The 16,926-nt window shown below is 43.1% G+C and carries 14 protein-coding genes; 11 read left to right on the top strand and 3 right to left on the bottom strand.

Annotated elements, in window-relative coordinates; translation table 11 throughout:
* Positions 1-6 precede the first annotated feature (6 nt).
* The gene (locus AAHB12_RS20080; RefSeq protein WP_342046727.1) at positions 7-2,205 is read left to right on the top strand and encodes an MMPL family transporter; all 2,199 of its coding nucleotides are present in this window, start codon (positions 7-9) and stop codon (positions 2,203-2,205) included.
* A gap of 272 nt (positions 2,206-2,477) precedes the next feature.
* The gene (locus AAHB12_RS20075) at positions 2,478-2,909 is read left to right on the top strand and encodes a histidinol dehydrogenase (protein ID WP_342046711.1); all 432 of its coding nucleotides are present in this window, start codon (positions 2,478-2,480) and stop codon (positions 2,907-2,909) included.
* 558 nt (positions 2,910-3,467) lie between these two features.
* Here AAHB12_RS20075 and AAHB12_RS20070 read toward each other — a convergent pair.
* Complete coding sequence (locus tag AAHB12_RS20070; RefSeq protein ID WP_246040221.1) at positions 3,468-4,085, bottom strand: YitT family protein; 618 nt, start codon at positions 4,083-4,085, stop codon at positions 3,468-3,470.
* Positions 4,086-4,615: 530 nt separating this feature from the next.
* On the opposite strand from AAHB12_RS20070, the gene adhE reads away from it, so the two are divergent.
* The 4 genes from adhE to AAHB12_RS20050 all read left to right on the top strand — a co-directional run bounded on the left by adhE (position 4,616) and on the right by AAHB12_RS20050 (position 9,393).
* Positions 4,616-7,219: a bifunctional acetaldehyde-CoA/alcohol dehydrogenase gene (gene adhE / locus AAHB12_RS20065; protein WP_342046709.1), complete on the top strand. Its 2,604-nt coding sequence runs from the start codon at positions 4,616-4,618 to the stop codon at positions 7,217-7,219.
* A gap of 121 nt (positions 7,220-7,340) precedes the next feature.
* Positions 7,341-7,679, top strand: coding sequence for a YmaF family protein (locus AAHB12_RS20060; RefSeq protein ID WP_342046707.1), 339 nt, complete (start codon positions 7,341-7,343; stop codon positions 7,677-7,679).
* A gap of 103 nt (positions 7,680-7,782) precedes the next feature.
* Complete coding sequence (locus AAHB12_RS20055; RefSeq protein ID WP_342046705.1) at positions 7,783-8,679, top strand: RluA family pseudouridine synthase; 897 nt, start codon at positions 7,783-7,785, stop codon at positions 8,677-8,679.
* 87 nt (positions 8,680-8,766) lie between these two features.
* Positions 8,767-9,393, top strand: coding sequence for a DUF1648 domain-containing protein (locus AAHB12_RS20050; RefSeq protein WP_342046703.1), 627 nt, complete (start codon positions 8,767-8,769; stop codon positions 9,391-9,393).
* A gap of 105 nt (positions 9,394-9,498) precedes the next feature.
* On the opposite strand, the gene AAHB12_RS20045 is transcribed toward AAHB12_RS20050, so the two are convergent.
* Both AAHB12_RS20045 and AAHB12_RS20040 read right to left on the bottom strand, forming a co-directional pair.
* Positions 9,499-10,350, bottom strand: a complete 852-nt coding sequence (locus AAHB12_RS20045) for a CAP domain-containing protein (protein ID WP_246040222.1) — start codon at positions 10,348-10,350, stop codon at positions 9,499-9,501.
* A 220-nt stretch (positions 10,351-10,570) separates the two neighbouring features.
* Complete coding sequence (locus AAHB12_RS20040; protein ID WP_342046701.1) at positions 10,571-11,437, bottom strand: CAP domain-containing protein; 867 nt, start codon at positions 11,435-11,437, stop codon at positions 10,571-10,573.
* A gap of 662 nt (positions 11,438-12,099) precedes the next feature.
* Here AAHB12_RS20040 and AAHB12_RS20035 point away from each other — a divergent pair.
* The 5 genes from AAHB12_RS20035 (at position 12,100) to AAHB12_RS20015 (ending at position 16,918) form a co-directional block, all read left to right on the top strand.
* The gene (locus tag AAHB12_RS20035) at positions 12,100-13,059 is read left to right on the top strand and encodes a YncE family protein (protein WP_342046699.1); all 960 of its coding nucleotides are present in this window, start codon (positions 12,100-12,102) and stop codon (positions 13,057-13,059) included.
* The gene (locus AAHB12_RS20030) at positions 13,059-13,727 is read left to right on the top strand and encodes a response regulator transcription factor (protein ID WP_129727973.1); all 669 of its coding nucleotides are present in this window, start codon (positions 13,059-13,061) and stop codon (positions 13,725-13,727) included. Before AAHB12_RS20035 ends, AAHB12_RS20030 begins: the two co-directional genes overlap by 1 nt.
* Before the next feature lie 2 nt (positions 13,728-13,729).
* Positions 13,730-15,118, top strand: a complete 1,389-nt coding sequence (locus AAHB12_RS20025; RefSeq protein ID WP_342046697.1) for a sensor histidine kinase — start codon at positions 13,730-13,732, stop codon at positions 15,116-15,118.
* A 203-nt stretch (positions 15,119-15,321) separates the two neighbouring features.
* Positions 15,322-16,014: a FadR/GntR family transcriptional regulator gene (locus AAHB12_RS20020; protein WP_342046724.1), complete on the top strand. Its 693-nt coding sequence runs from the start codon at positions 15,322-15,324 to the stop codon at positions 16,012-16,014.
* A gap of 187 nt (positions 16,015-16,201) precedes the next feature.
* Positions 16,202-16,918, top strand: coding sequence for a (Fe-S)-binding protein (locus tag AAHB12_RS20015; RefSeq protein WP_342046696.1), 717 nt, complete (start codon positions 16,202-16,204; stop codon positions 16,916-16,918).
* The last annotated feature ends 8 nt before the right edge of the window (positions 16,919-16,926 follow it).

Raw genomic sequence — 16,926 nt, 5'->3', positions numbered from 1 at the left:
AGAATGTTGCGGACATCGGTCCAGAAGCTCGATAACTGGGGAAATATCGGGCTTTTGATTCACCGTTTTCGTTTTACATGTATCATCGCGCTCCTAGTACTGGCTGCTGTTCTCGGTTATTTTGCACCGAGTCTGCCGTCGGTTTTAGGAGGCGATGGCTTTGAAACAGAGGGAGATTATCAAGAAACTCGCAAGGTGTTAGAGAAGGAGTTTAAACAATCACAGGATACGCTTTTTCTTGTATTTCAAAAAAAGAAAAATGTCTCATCAGACCAGTTTCATGCGGCAATCAAGCAAATTGTCCAAAAAATCCAGAAGGAAGAAACATATGCCTCCTTTCATCATCCGCTGCAGGATCCAGCTATGATGCATAAGGATATCGCGTATGGAACGATTTTACTAAAAGGACAGACAATCGATGAGCTCACAGCCAATACAGTCGCTTTTGCTAAGCGCATTCAAAAGGAAAGCAATAGTGCGGTGCAAGTATCCCCAACAGGCTTTCCGGGGATTAATCATGAAATTAATGCGCGCAGTCAAAGTGACCTAAAGAAGGCGGAAATGATTGGGCTTCCGATTGCATTTCTGGTGTTGCTAATGTCATTTGGAAATCTTATGGCATCGATTTTGCCGATACTTAACGGCGGACTGAGCGTTGCGGCAACGATGGGAATCTTATATATGATTGGCCAGCAAACGGAGCTGTCCATTTTTGTGCTGAATGTGACCCCGATGGTCGGGTTTGCCTTGTCAATTGATTTTGCCTTGCTGTTTGTGAATCGTTTTCGCGAAGAGCTGGAGCAGCGCGAGGTAGCAGAAGCCATTGCGGCAACATATCAAACTGCTGGACGAGCCATTTTATTTTCTGGCTTATGCGTATTTGTCGGCTTGTCGGGTTTATTCTTTTTTCGAATTGAATATATGCAGTCCATTGCGTTAAGCGGCATGATTGTTGTGATTATGAGCATTCTGTTTTCACTTACGCTGCTTCCGGCTGTACTTTCTCTGATGGGTAAGCGTTTGAAGCAGCTGGGGCAAAAGCGAAAATCGGCTGCATTTTGGCGTGCCTTTGCTCATTTTGTGATGAAACGATCCGTGATGATGACGGCTGTTGTACTGATTGGGATTGCGCTATGCCTGCTGCCGCTGCGGGGAGCGAAGTTTGAGTTTCCCGGCATTGAATCCCTCCCAAAGTATAGCGATACCCGCATTGCTTATGAACGGTACGAAACAGAGTTCAATCCTTTGCTGAAGCATCATGCGGATGTAACGATTCTTGTTGAAATGAAGCAAAGCATGACAGAGAGAAAGAGCTTGGAGAAGCTAGAAGCGATCGTGAAAGAGCTGAGCGCGGACCCAGATGTATACAAAGTAACGAGCGCTTATAGTATGCTCGGTAACATGCCAAGCGGTCAGTTGTATGCACTGCTACAATCACAGCAACAGCAGGTGCTTCCTGCGTTGCAGGCATATACACACGGTAATCGGGCACTCGTTCAGGTTATGCTGCAAGCAAAGCCAAAGGGTGAGCAGGCAAAGCAATGGGTGCGAAATTTTAAAGATAGGTATAAGCAGCCGGATGTTACATATTTGCTCGGCGGCATGACAACGTTTGAGCAGGAATTGCAGGATGAGGTGATGGCGCGTGTCGCTATCGCGATGACCGTTATTTTCGGATCCACATTTCTGATTTTAATGATTGCGTTCCGCTCACTCATTATTCCGCTGAAAGCCATTGTGATGAACGTGCTAAGTCTGAGTGCAACAATTGGGATTATCGTATGGCTGTTTCAAGGAGGCCGGTTCGGACTTGAGCAAAGTACCATTATGTTTGTCCTGCCTATTTTCATTTTCGGGCTTGTATTTGGCCTCAGCATGGATTATGAAGTCTTTCTTATTTCAAGAATATATGAACTGTACAAGGAAACGAAAAACAATGATACGGCAACGTTGGAAGGTCTTGTATCTACGGGCCGTATTATTACGTCCGCAGCGCTTATTATGATTGTAGTTACGGGGGCTTTTGTCTTTACCGATATTTTACCGGTGAAGCAAATGGGGCTAGGGGTTGCGCTCGCTATTTTTCTTGACGCCACCGTGATTCGGCTATTGCTTGTGCCAAGCTTAATGAAAATGCTCGGGGATTGGAATTGGTGGTTTTTTACGAAGTGGAATCTTCATAAAGAAGCTAAAGGCGGTGTATAGTCGGTATCCTGTAGAGGATTCCGGCTTTTTTTATCCTGTAAGAAAGGATACATTTCCAGCTGGAAGACTATTCGACGTCGTTAGAAATTTTAGGAATACCGTGTAAGGGCAACTACGCCTCTGTCTTCGCCCAAGATTGGGGCTCGCCAATCGGCAAGTTTTCTTTATAGGCCTTATATCTATTTCCTTGCTATATGCAGTTAGAATGCATAGATTTGTCTATCTTTTGACAAAGTATGTCATAAAGAGATTATGATTGAGGTGAGGACAAAATGTTTCGATACTTCAAGTTTAGGCTCAATGATACAGTACAGTTTGCCGAGAATGACGGACATATTTATCGAATTGTCGGTTATCGGCTGGAAAAAGGCTATGGTGTGGAAGGCAATGAAGATTGGACGCACATCGTATATGAATTGCTTCGTGAATTTGACGGTTACATGATGGATGCAGAGGAATATGAACTGGTGAAAATCGTGCAGGTTGAGGATGAGTATTACAAAATACAGGATATGTGCGGTTATCGTTATCCGGTAAAAGCAAAGGTGACGAAACAGCCGCCGAAACTCCCGGCCCGCCAGCATGTAGATGAATTGTTGGATGCCTATAATGACTACCGAAGATTGGCCTCCTTATTCAATGATGTATCATACGAACGAAAGGCTGAAGAATTGCTCGGGAAGTTAAAAGAATTTAGTTCGTAGCAGGGATGTACAAAATACCTGGTTTGAGCAAAAGCTCTTCACTATGACTGCGGGAAGCGGAGCGCTGAAGTGAGACAAGCCTAGAAGCTATACTTTCTAATGTAATAAAGAAAACTCGCCGATTGGCGAGCCCTGCCCTTGGGCGAAGACAGAGGCGTAGTTGCACTTATACTGTATTCCTAAAATTTCTCGCTACGTCGAATGGGCTTCCAGCTAGAAATTGATACTTTTACAGTGTAAAGAAAACTCGCCGACTGGCGAGCCCTGCCCTTGGGCGAAGACAGAGGCGTAGTTGCACTTATACTGTATTCCTAAAATTTCTGACTACATCGAATGGGCTTCCAGCTAGAAATTGATACTTTTACAGTGTAAAGAAAACTCGCCGATTGGCGAGCCCTGCCCTTGGGCGAAGACAGAGGCGTAGTTGCACTTACACTGTATTCCTAAAATTTCTCGCTACGTCGAATGGGCTTCCGGCTAGAAATTGATACTTTTTAAAGTGCAATAAGAGGCTATGCAACAGGAATTACCTTCCTTTCGCATAGCCTCTTTTTCATCTTATATATAGGCTGATTCCGTTTTCTTTCGTCTATGGTATGTCATCACCCAATCCGTTATATATGCGCACACCGTCACCGAAAATCCGGTGTAGGCGACTTGATCCCACGACAAGTATACGAGTGACAAAATGAGAACAAGCACATCGAAAATAAAATACACTTTACCAACAGATAGGCGTGACACTTTGCTTATGAGTATCGACAAAATATCGTCTCCACCCGTTGCGCCTCCGTATCGTAAAATAAGTCCAAGTCCAAAGCCGACAAGAACGCCTCCAAGCAGCGCTGCGAAAAATAGATGCTGCGAAAGGTTAATTTGAAACGGAGAATATCGCTCCATGAGAGAATAAAAAACGGAGAAGGAGGTTGCGCCAATGATGGTCTTAAACGCTAATTGCCTTCCTAATATCTTCGAGCCCAGTAAAATTAATGGAATATCTAATAAAAGAGTTGTGATGGACGGAGAAATATGGAATAACGCTTGTACCAGCAAAGCGATTCCGATAAAGCCGCCCTCTGCTAAATTATTTTGTACGTGAATATGATAAAATGCAGCTGCTAAAACAAATGAACCAAACAAAATCATCAAAAACTCTTGCCAACGAATCCTTTTCATGGTTATTCCTCTTTCGTAGTTAGTTTTTTCGGGAAAATCCTGATAGAAAACTAACTACTGCATATACAGCATAAGAGCGCCTTGCTCTTTTGTAGTTAGTTTTCTAAAAAACTAACTACGCTATATATAACAGAAGGAATAACGGGGTCGTTGATCCAACATACTTTCGCCCACTTTCGTTTTGTTTCCGTAGACAAACACTGTCTAACGAAAAAAGACGCTAAGTGTACGACAAATCTTGACGTTTCCAGATGCTCCTTCGAGCAACCATGGTTTCAAATCCCTTCATTATAAAGTATGTTCTTATTATAGCATATGTTTTCGCAGAATAAAAAATAAATGTATATTATTTACATTTTCATTACAAATAATACATATTTTGTCGAAAAAATATATATGAAATAGTTCACAAATGCTTCACACACTTTTTTTCCAATTATGCAGTATAGTATGAGTGTAGAGATTGTGATTAATTTCACAAAATTAAACAGGACTAGACATCATTGTTAGTCCACTAAGGAGGAGCAAACATGGCAGTGAAAGAACAAATGGCGCAGCAGGTGCAAGACACAAGTGCAATGATTCATGAGCTCGTACAAAACGGGCAAAAGGCATTACAGCAGCTCTCGACCTTTACACAGGAACAAATTGATACAATTGTTCACGAAATGGCCCTCGCCGGTTTGGATCAGCATATGCCGCTTGCAAAGCTTGCGGTAGAAGAGACGGGCCGCGGTATTTATGAAGATAAAATTACAAAAAATATATTTGCAACAGAGTACATCTGGCATAGCATTAAACACAATAAAACTGTCGGTATTATTTATGAGGACGAGCAAGCTGGCATCATTGAAATTGCAGAGCCAGTCGGTGTAGTAGCCGGAGTAACCCCTGTAACAAACCCGACATCCACAACCATGTTCAAAGCATTAATTGCGATCAAAACGAGAAATCCAATTATTTTTGCATTCCATCCGTCCGCACAGCGATGCTCTGCGCAAGCTGCACGTGTTTTATATGAAGCAGCTGTCAAGGCAGGAGCGCCAGAATCCTGCATTCAATGGATCGAACAGCCTTCTGTCGAAGCAACGAAGCTTCTTATGAATGATCCGGGAGTAGCGCTTGTGTTGGCCACAGGGGGAGCAGGTATGGTGAAATCTGCATATAGCACAGGAAAGCCGGCTCTCGGTGTAGGTCCTGGTAACGTTCCTTGCTATATTGAGAAAACAGCGAAGGTGAAGCGTGCCGTGAATGATGTTATTCTCTCTAAGACATTTGATAATGGCATGATTTGTGCATCTGAGCAAGCAGTTATTGTAGATGAAGAAGTACATAAAGAAGTAAAGGCAGAAATGATTGCAAATGGCTGCTATTTCGTTACAAAAGAAGAGCAGAAGCTGCTGGAGAAGCTTGTCATTCGTGAAGACACCTGCGCTGTAAATCCTGACATTGTTGGTAAATCTCCTGAAGATATTGCCAATCTTGCCGGCTTTACAGTGCCAGAGAAAACGAAAATTCTCGTGGCAGAGATTCTTGGAGCAGGTGCGAAATATCCGCTATCCCGTGAAAAATTAAGCCCGGTTCTTGCTTATATTCGTGTGAAAAATATCGAAGAAGGCTTCCAGCAATGCGAGAATATGCTGAACCTTGGCGGACTCGGCCATACAGCGGTCATCCACTCTACGAATGAAGCGCTGCAACGAGAGTTTGCCCTTCGCATGAAGGCTTGCCGCATTGTTGCAAATGCACCGGCTGCTCAAGGGGGAATCGGTGATGTCTATAATGCTTTCTTGCCGTCCTTAACACTTGGCTGCGGATCCTACGGCAAAAACTCTGTTTCTGCTAACGTAACAGCCGTACACTTATTAAACGTAAAGCGGATGGCGCGCCGTAATAATAATATGCAATGGTTTAAGCTGCCTCCCAAAATCTATTTTGAAAAAAACGCAACACAATATTTAGCTAAAATGCCGAAGATTTCCCGTGCATTCATTGTAACCGATCCAGGGATGGTCAAATTGAATTACGTTGATATTATCACACATTACCTAAATCAAAATCCTAACAATGTACAGGTTGAAATTTTCTCTGATGTCGAGCCGGACCCATCTGACGTAACAGTATTTAAAGGAGCGGAGATGATGCGCGCGTTCCAGCCGGACGTTATTATCGCCCTTGGCGGCGGTTCTGCGATGGATGCCGCAAAAGGAATGTGGCTCTTCTATGAGCATCCAGAAACAAGCTTTCACGGCTTAAAGCAAAAGTTTCTTGATATTCGCAAGCGTACATTCAAGTACCCAGAGCTTGGCCACAAAGCACAATTCGTTGCGATTCCAACAACGTCTGGTACAGGGTCAGAGGTTACACCGTTTGCGGTTATTACGGATAAACAGAACAATATTAAATATCCGTTAGCAGATTACGAATTAACACCTGACGTTGCCATCGTCGATCCACAATTTGTGATGACGGTACCGCCGCATATTACAGCTGATACAGGAATGGACGTATTAACGCATGCGATTGAGGCATATGTGTCTGTTTTAGCTAATGATTATACAGATGGCTTAGCGTTAAAGGCAATTCAGTTAGTCTTTGAGTACTTGCCAAGAGCATATAAAAATGGCAGCGATGCAGAAGCCCGCGAAAAAATGCACAACGCTTCCGCTATTGCCGGTATGGCGTTCGCCAATGCGTTCTTAGGTATTAACCACAGCCTTGCACATAAGCTTGGTGCAGCATTCCATATCGCACATGGCCGTTCAAACGCGATCTTACTGCCGCATGTGATTCGTTACAATGCGAAAAAACCGTATAAGCATGCATTGTTTCCGAAATATGAGCACTTCGTTGCGGATGAGCGTTACACACACATTGCCCGTGTTCTCGGCTTGCCTGCCCGCACTGTGGAAGAAGGAGTAGAGAGCCTAGTGCAAGCGATCATCAAGCTTGGCAAAGAACTGGACATTCCGATGAGTATTGCTGCCCAACAGGTAAACAAAGAAGTGTTTGAAAGCCAAGTGATGGAGCTGGCAGAGCGTGCATTTGAAGACCAATGTACACCTGCCAATCCAAAGCTGCCGCTCGTGACAGAACTTGCGGAGATTTATCGTCAAGCATATGAAGGTGTGTAATTAGAGCCAACGGCACTCGGCTTGCAGAAAATACTCATCCTTCATTTCAGGAAGGACTACCTCTGTTGTTCTGTGCATATATGTTTATAAGACATACTCTTATAAACAAGGAGTGAGCTGCTTGAATAAAGTAGGGAAAGATGATTTTGTTCCTGGATTCGTCCCAAAGCATAACCATGGATCTGTCGATTATACATCTACCGAAGCAGGGCATGTACATCAATGCCTAGACGTAACATCTCCTCCGATTCCAACACAGGATGGCGGGCACATTCATTATACAGAAGGCTATGTTATGTTCGAGAATGGTCATACTCATTACTACAAGGCGTACTCAGGACCTGCCATTCCTGTGGGAAATGGCAGGCATGTCCACTATTACGACTTTTATACGACGGAAGATGATGGGCATAAGCATCATGTTAAAGGAGTAGACCAGTCTGCACCAGGTACAAAATAAAAACTTCACGATTTTTCCAAATATTTTCTATGTTAAGGCAAAGAACCTGTGACCATTTGGAAACAGGTTCTTTTTCGTTTACAATATAATGTGGTGATGAAATATGTACATGGTAAAAAAAGGAGAATGGTGCGAAATAATCGTACCTGCACATTGGAGCTGCACAATCGAGCAGCTATTAAAGGACAGATGGCAAGTACCAAAGAAGCTTCTTCATCAATATCGAATGGAGAAGAGTGTGATTGTAAATGGCGAGGCAAAACGCTGGGGTGAAGAATTGCAGGCAGGAGATGTGCTGCGCGTTCGCATGTTTCTTGAAGAAGACCTTGGGGTTGTGCCCGAATACATGAACGTAGATATTTTATATGAAGACGACCATATTTTAATTGTAAACAAACCGATTGGTATGGATACACATCCGGCAGATAAGGGAGGCAAGCATACGTTAGCTAATGGAGTCGCTTATTATTTGCAAGCTGCGGGAGTTACCACAAAGGTGCGGCATATTCATCGCTTAGATAAGGACACATCAGGTGCTGTCGTATTTGCGAAGCATGCGCTCGCAGGAGCCATCATGGATCGCCTGTTGCATGAGCGAAGGATTAAACGAACGTATATGGCGCTTGTGGAAGGAAAGCTGAAGGAGAAGAAGGGTGTGATTGATGCTCCAATTGGACGAGATCGTCATCATGCGGTACGTCGAAGAGTATCACCTAAAGGGGATCGTGCTGTTACGCATTATGAACTGATACGCTATATGCCGAAGGAACGTCTATCCTTAGTAGAACTGCAGCTGGAAACCGGACGCACGCATCAGATTCGCGTACATATGAGCTATATCGGCCATCCTCTTGCCGGGGATCATTTATATGGCAGCCGTACTTCATTTATAACACGCCAAGCGCTGCACGCGAGGCAAATTCGACTTCTTCATCCGATTACCGAGGAAATGGTTGAAATTTCTGCACCAGTTCCTGCTGATATTACAAATTTATTATAAATTGTTACGAATGATGTAGAGGGAAGGATTTCTATGGAGGAAAAGCGAATGATGTAACTCACGAAACACGAAAAGGAAGGTGGAAAGATGCTATTACTTCGTAAAGTCTCCGTATACCTTTGTCTATTTTCGCTATGTATGAGTGTTGCTTTATACCCGCTTTTGCCAAGTCAGGTTGCTACACATTGGAATATTAATGGAACAGCAGATGAACATACGACAAAAATAATGGCAGGTTTCCTTATCCCGGTGCTAATGGTATTTCTATTTAAAGTTTCTGACTTTACAATGCGCTATATATATGGAACAAGTAAACGAAACTGCACGGTGCATGCGATTGCCACAAATACTGTTTTATCCTTTTTATTATTTATTCATGTCCTTATTTTGCTAATAGGGACCGGGATTTTTATTGATTTTCAGATGTGTCTGTTAGCGGCGGCAGGAGCGTTCTTCCTCGTGTTAAGCTGGTGCTTTGCGAAAATACAGACGCGTGAACCTGTTACCGCCCCGTTCGTATCAACAGAAACCGTATTTCAAAAAATGCAAATGCATACTGTCCGAACATTTTGTTTTATTGGATTCGGTTTATTGGTTAGTCTTATCCTGCCGCAGCAATGGCAAGTATATACAGCTATATGTATGATTGGCTTTGGAGGAATTTTTATCATTATCATGACGTTGTATTACTATACAATAGAAAATCGAAATTAAGATAAGAGGACGAAATCCGGCTTGTCGATGAAGCACTTTTCCGTTGCCGCAATTCCACTTTTAATCCTTCCCAACAAAAAATCGGCCGAAACGGCCGATTTTTTGTTATTTTTTACCGATGAACATTTGTGTCCAATAATCCTGCGAGCTTGTATGCCCGATTCCGATATGAGTATAGTTGCCGTTTAGGATGTTAGCACGGTGACCAGGACTGTTCATCCACGCTGTCACTACTTCATCAGCAGAACGTTGTCCTTTGGCGATGTTTTCTCCCGCATAAGAATAAGATATCCCAAAGCTTCTCATCATATCAAAAGGAGAACCATATGTTGGACTTGTATGTGAGAAATAGTTTTTACTTAGCATATCATTGGATTTTGCTTGTGCCACGTTTGCTAACGAATTATCGACTTGTAAATCGCGCAAACCATTTTTTCTTCGCTCTGCATTTGTTAATTCCACGACACGTGCTTCTGTTGCATCAAGTGTACCGCCGGTTGCTTGAGTACCCGGTGCTGTAGTGGTACCTGGCGTTGTCGTTTTTGGCGTTGTCGTTGTTGTACCTGGTGTTGTTGTATTTGGTGTTGCTTGGTTCGGACAAGGACAGAGACGCGTATAGCCGCCAGTTGGTGTAAAGGATACAGGATTTGGCGAAATGTAGCCTCTGGCATTTCTTGCAGGCAAAGCATTGTCAGGATTTGTTCGCAAACCAACATTGCGATCATTACGATCTGGCCATAAGCCATTATCACGATTTATACGTAAGTCACCGTTACGATCCGTTCCTACTGTGCGTAGATCAGTACGGTCTGTTCGTCCCATATCATTTGTAGATACGTTGTGGCGATTCACTGTATTATCATTTAAAGCTGTGTCTCGATTAGTACCACATCCACTAACTGTAAGCAATGAGAGAGAAAGAACGGTAGCGGTCGTAAAAATACGGAATTTCCTCATCTTAAACCCCTCCTCGATAGCATTCAACTGAAAGGAACTCCTTTCTCTTGTATTGTTCCTTTATGCTTCAGAGAGATGCTTGGTAATTACTCGTAAGTGAGGGAGTTTCAAGAGGAAAAGAATAGCAATAGGAATTTAGTCTATACTAGATAGAACAGCAAGAATGACACTATCTGTATAACATATAATAGCCCTCCCGGTATCGGGAAGGCTATTCGTATTATTTCGAGATAAATTGCTGAGTCCAAATGTTTTTGCCAGCAACATATCCAACACCTATATGTGTATAGGTCGTATTTAAAATATTAGCGCGGTGACCTGCACTGTTCATCCATGCCTGTACCACTTCTTCAGGTGTTTTTTGACCCATTGCAATGTTTTCCCCTGCTGTACGGTACGAAATACCAAATTGTTTCATCATATCAAATGGTGATCCGTACGTTGGGCTCGTATGGGAAAAATAATTTGCGTTGTACATATCCTGAGATTTAGCTTTTGCAACCTTACTTAAAGCGCTATCTACCTGCAGTGCTGGCAATCCTTGCTTAGCTCGCTCTTGGTTTGTTAATGTTACAACTTTTTGTTCGTATGCACTTAATGTGCCTGTTGAAGGAGCAGGTGCTGGCTGAGTCGGTTTTGTTGTTGTCGGCTGGGCCGGTGTTGCCGTTGTCGGCTGAGCTGGTTTTGTTGTTGTTGGCTGAGCCGGTGTTGCTGTTGTCGGCTGAGCTGGTTTTGTTGTTGTTGGCTGAGCCGGTGTTGCTGTTGTTGGCTGAGCCGGTGTTGCTGTTGTCGGCTGAGCTGGTTTTGTTGTTGGCTGAGTCGGTGTTACTGTTGTTGGCTGAGCTGGATTTTGTGTTGTTTCTAGAGGGACATTAAATAATTGCCACTCCGTGTAGGTATGATACAAAGAAGCAAACATCTTTGCCCATGCTGTTTGGTCCTCTGCATTCCATTGAAGTGGAGAGACATAGATTACTTTTTCATACGATACAGGCTGCTGAACGGTTTCTGCTTTTGCATTTGTGGATGATGCTCCAAATGTAAGAGCCGCAGCAGCTGCAAGAGATAGTAATGTTGTTTTCTTCATCCTTATAACCCCCTAAGTAGAAGTGTCTATACATATGTCAACATGTCGAGTCATGCTAATATTGGCGCCGTTATTTGACACATTCATAGTAACATAGCTTTAGAGGGAGGTAATTTGGAAATATTTTCATAGATATAAACTTTTCCATTTATATCCTCTTTTGAAAAATCCTTATGTTTGGCGAAAAAAGCAGATAATGTGTTGGGATTGTAATCTGCTCAAGAGGGATTGCGAAATTTAGAAAAAATGATATACGAAAAAAAGTCAGATGAATAATTAGATAATATTGGAAGATTCGAAAGCAGAAAATGCAGCTATTTCAAGAAAAACACGAAATTGAATAGGATAAATATAGAAACTATTTAACACAACTGTAACAATATTGTTCGATAATATTTATATACAGTTCATAAAAGAAATCTTATCGGTGAGTTTGGTTTACAATACAATAAGGTATAAATCTCCATATGGGATCCCATTCGACGTAGGGAGAAATTTTAGGAAGAAAGTATAAGTGCAACTATGCCTCTGTCTTCGCCCAAGAACAGGGCTTGCCAATCGGCGAGTTTTCTTTACAACCTAACAAAGCATTTCATACTTTTCTCACAATTTTTTGGTATTCTACAATGGAGATAATAAGCTGTGGCCATTGAGGTGATGATTTGAAGAACTTCATTTTACTTCTGTTTACTGTATGGCTTGTAACAGGATGCAGTCGGGAGATGTATAAAGCAATTCCTAAAAATAAAGATGTTGTCATTGTAACAAATCAAAAGGATGGCAGCCTTAGCTTTATAGATGCAGCTAACAAGAAGATGATCGCTTCCTGGCCGATTCGTAAGGCGGTCATGGGGACAGCTGTGCTCCCGGATCATGATACGATTGCTGTATATGGCCAGAATTTGGAAGTTGTCTATTTGTATTCCCTCAGCAAAGGAACGGAAGTCGGGGAATGGAAAACGGGTAAAGGAATTACCAATATCATTGTATCATCAAGCGGAAAAGATATACTGCTTGCGGATGGACAAAGCAATACTGTACGTCTATACAATAAAAATGGGACGGAAATAGCAGCGATTCCAGTTGGAAAGCGGCCAATGACAATGGTAGAGCGGAACAATCAGTTATATGTGTTAAATTTTAACGATACTGTTTTATCCGTTGTGGGTCTTAAGGAAAAGCGGGTGATAAATACGATTTCTACTCCGCAATCTTCCCTTGGTGCCGTTATATATGGGAACGAACTATGGATTGGCGGTCACGGAAGCGGAGCGGAAATAAATGAGAATGTCTATATATATGAAGGTCGTTCCCTGAAACAAAAGGTGTCTGCGCCGCAAATGCCAGTAAGCTTTGCCAGTGATAATGAATTTATCTATGTTCTCAGTCACGGATCTGGCGTGTTGCGAAAAATAGATGGAAACACGCACAAGGATATAGCGGCCATTGAGGTAGGTGCTAATCCATTTGCAGTATGGCTGAGCGGAACAGCGTTGTATGTTGCAAGCTATGATAGCGATGAAATATACGTCATACCTACAGATACAATGAAAATGGGGACAAGCATCAAGGTAGGAAAGGGACCGTTTCATATGACCGAACGGAAAGGAGAGGAGCATTAATGACGTATAAGGTACTAATAGTGGATGATGAGAGTGATATGCGGCAGCTTGTCGGGATGTACTTAGAGAACGCAGGATATAAGTGGGATGAGGCTCCTGACGGCAAAACGGCTCTTGAGATGATTAAGCGTGAGAATTTTGATTTGCTTATTTTAGATATTATGATGCCGGAGTTAGACGGGATTTCTGTATGCAAAGAACTTCGCAAAACCTCTGATATTCCTGTGATTTTTTTGACGGCAAAGGGAGAGGAATGGAATCGGGTAAACGGACTGCGGAGCGGCGGCGATGATTATATTGTGAAGCCGTTTAGTCCAGGTGAGCTTGTTGCGCGGATGGAGGCGGTGCTGCGCCGATATGTAAAAACCGGACCAAAGGATAGTGTTTCGTATGGTGAGCTTGTGATTAACGAAGCAGGCCGCCGCGTTGAGCTAAGCGGGAAAACTGTAGTATTAACGGTGAAGGAGTTCGATTTGCTTACATTCCTTTGTTATCATAAAGAGCAGGTATTTAGCCGTGAACAGCTGCTCGAAAGCGTATGGGGTTATGATTACGCGGGCGGTACAAGAACGGTTGACACACATATAAAAACAATCCGGCTGAAGCTCGGTTCCTACGGTAGCCATCTTAGCACAGTATGGGGCGTCGGCTACAAATTTGAGGTGTAATTATGCCACGTCTTACTATGGTACAAAAGCTTTGGCTTACAATTAGCTGCGCTGTGCTGCTTACCGTTTCCTTGTTATATTTAATTTCCATATATTCCTATCAAAAGCTATATGTACAGCATATAGAAGATACACTGCAAACGGAGGGGCGGCAGCTTGCAGCTGAATATAAAGGATCGCTTCCGGATTTTGAACAGAAGGTACAGTGGTTTAATTCGATTTCGAAGACGGAGCTGCTGTTTGTAAGTAACCCGCGTGATTTGAGCGCTTGCTTGCCGTTTGATGTGCAATACAATAATGCCATTATCACTGAAGAGGACCGACAGGAGCTGCTGAATGGAAATACTGTTACAAAGGTAGGATTTGAGGAACGGTTTCATCGTCAGATTATGGGCGTAATTATTCCGGTATTAGAAAAGAAAAAATTAATAGGTATCGTATATTCCTACATTCCGCTCAAAAGCATTAAAGATTTAATTCTTGATTTAGCCTTCGTACTGGCACCTCTTGCTATTGGTTTAATCTTGCTTATGGCATGGGTGGGCCGCAAAATTGTCATTGCCATTACAAAGCCGCTTTCACAAATGGAGCGTGTTTCCTATCAAATGTCAAAGGGAGACTTTACCGAAAGGATCCCGATTACAACAAATGATGAAATTGGCCTCCTTGCCTCTGCATTTAATAGTATGGCGCATGTTTTACAAAAAGAGGATTTGCAGCGTAAAGAGTTTTTAGCTAACATCTCGCATGAGCTTCGCACTCCCCTTAGCTATATAAAAGGCTACAGCGAGGCTATACTGGACGGTATTAGCAAGCCGGAGCAGCAGGTGAAGTTTATTCGTTTAATTCATAAAGAGGCAGGACGTATGCAGCGGCTCGTACATGATTTATTAGACTTAGCGCAGCTCGAGGGTGATTTATTCCCTCTCAATAAACAGCCGACCGCGTTTGCACAGCTCGTAGAGGATACATTGGAAACATATGAACAAGGCCTGTTGGAAAAGAGGATCCTGCTCAAAACAGAACTGAACCCGGAGATTATTGCTTATATCGACGAAGATCGCATGCGGCAGGTGATTCACAACGTGATGGATAATGCGATTCGCTACACACCCGAGGGCGGTACGATTTCTGTTGTGCTGCTTCAGCAGGAAAAGATGTGCGTGCTTCGTATATCCGATACAGGAAAAGGGATTCCAGCGCATCATGTACAGAGACTGGGTGAGCGATTTTACCGCGTCGATAAAGCGCGCAGCCGCCAAAATGGGGGAACGGGTCTCGGCTTGGCGATTGTGAAGCAAATTGTCGAGGTTCACGGAGGGGCATTATGCATTACGAGCAAAGAAGATCAGGGAACAACGATTGCGATTACGCTTCCGATGGCAGAGTAGGAAGGAGGGAGCTCCGTTTATCCGTTCATATCAGCTGTTTCCCCAGTCAAGCTTTATAAATTGTTTGAGGTTTATATAAATTGCGGCTACAATAAGAGATACAATTCAAAACTTTCCTTTACCGGTGCAGCAAAACATTTGCTGCTGCCGGATGGATACCGAGGTGGTACAAGCTGAGTTATAAATCAATTCGACCAAAGAAAATATATGAAGAAGTAGCGGAAGCTATTTTAGCTATGATTAAAAACGGGACATTAAAGCCAGGAGACAAGCTGCTCGCCGTTCACCTGCTGGCAGAGCAATTTCAGGTTGGGCGTTCCGCTGTACGCGAGGCCCTAAGCGCGCTTCGGGCAATGGGGCTTATCGAAATGCGCCAGGGGGAAGGTACGTATGTCAAGAGCTTTGATGCTTCAGCAGTAGCAGCTCCTTTAAACTCTGTTTTACTAATGAAACAAGAAGACATCATCAATTTGCTTGAGGTGCGGAAGGTCCTTGAGGCTGGAGCGGTTCAGGCAGCTGCTTTAAAACGGACAAATGAGGATTTACTGGAAATCGAACATTGGCTAGAAGAAATGGAGCGCGGTGCAGGAGACGAAAAGGCGGGGGAAACAGCTGATTTTCAGTTTCATATGGCCATTGCTAAAGCTGCCCACAACCCGATGCTGCTTGAGCTCATGAATCATGTGTCCAGTATGACTGCTGAAACGATTGGAGAAACGCGAAGATTGATTTTATACGGTGAGCAAACAACAGCAGAGCGGCTTGCAGAGCAGCATAGCATCATTTTTCAAGCCATTGTGCAGCAGGATGCAGAGGCTGCTAGAGATGCGATTGTTAATCACTTAACACACATCGAGGAAATGCTCGACGCTGTTTGGCGTAAAACAAAAATATGAAGCCTTGTTGATAATTTTTCTTTTAAAATTCAAAATTTCTGTTAGAATAATAAGCAAACGCTTTCGTTTTTTTCATGTTCAGGAGAAAAGGGAATATTCCAGAAGAGGATATTCATTTCTTTTTTACCAAGTCATCAGATGACCTGATAATTAAAAAGACGGTGTTACGGAAGAGGAGAGAGATAGAATGAAGGTTACATTGTTTGTTACATGTCTAATTGATACATTTCAGCCGAACGTCGGAAAAGCAACAGTAGAACTGCTTGAACGTCTGGGCTGCGAGATCGAGTTTCCAGAATCACAAGTATGCTGCGGGCAGCCAGCTTATAATAGCGGATATGTATCAGAAGCAAAGGAAGTAGCGAAAAATATGATTCGCACATTTGAGAATGCGGAATATATCGTTACGCCATCTGGTTCCTGCGCTACAATGTTTCAGGAGTATCCGCACATTTTTCACGGAGATGCTAAGTGGGAAGGACGGGCAAAGCGGCTTGCGGAAAAAACGTACGAACTCACGCAATTTATTGTAGAAGTATTACAAGTAACTGATGTCGGTGCGCGCTTAGATGGGAAGGCGACATACCATACATCATGCCATATGACGCGCTTGCTTGGCGTGAAGGAAGCTCCTTTTACATTACTTTCCAACGTAAAGGGTTTGGAGGTTGAGAATTTGCCAAATGCTCAAAATTGCTGCGGCTTCGGTGGAACATTCTCTGTCAAAATGATGCAAATTTCCGAGCAGATGGTCGATGAAAAGGTGCAAAGCGTGGAACAAACAGGAGCGGATTATTTAATTGGAGCGGATTGCGGCTGTTTAATGAATATTGGGGGACGCATTGAACGTTTAGGAAAAGAAGTAAAGGTGCTTCACATTGCGGAAGTATTAAACAGCCGATAAGGGGGAAA

It is taken from the genome of Bacillus sp. OTU530 (assembly GCF_038440375.1).
This window is presented reverse-complemented; position numbering and strand designations above follow the sequence as displayed.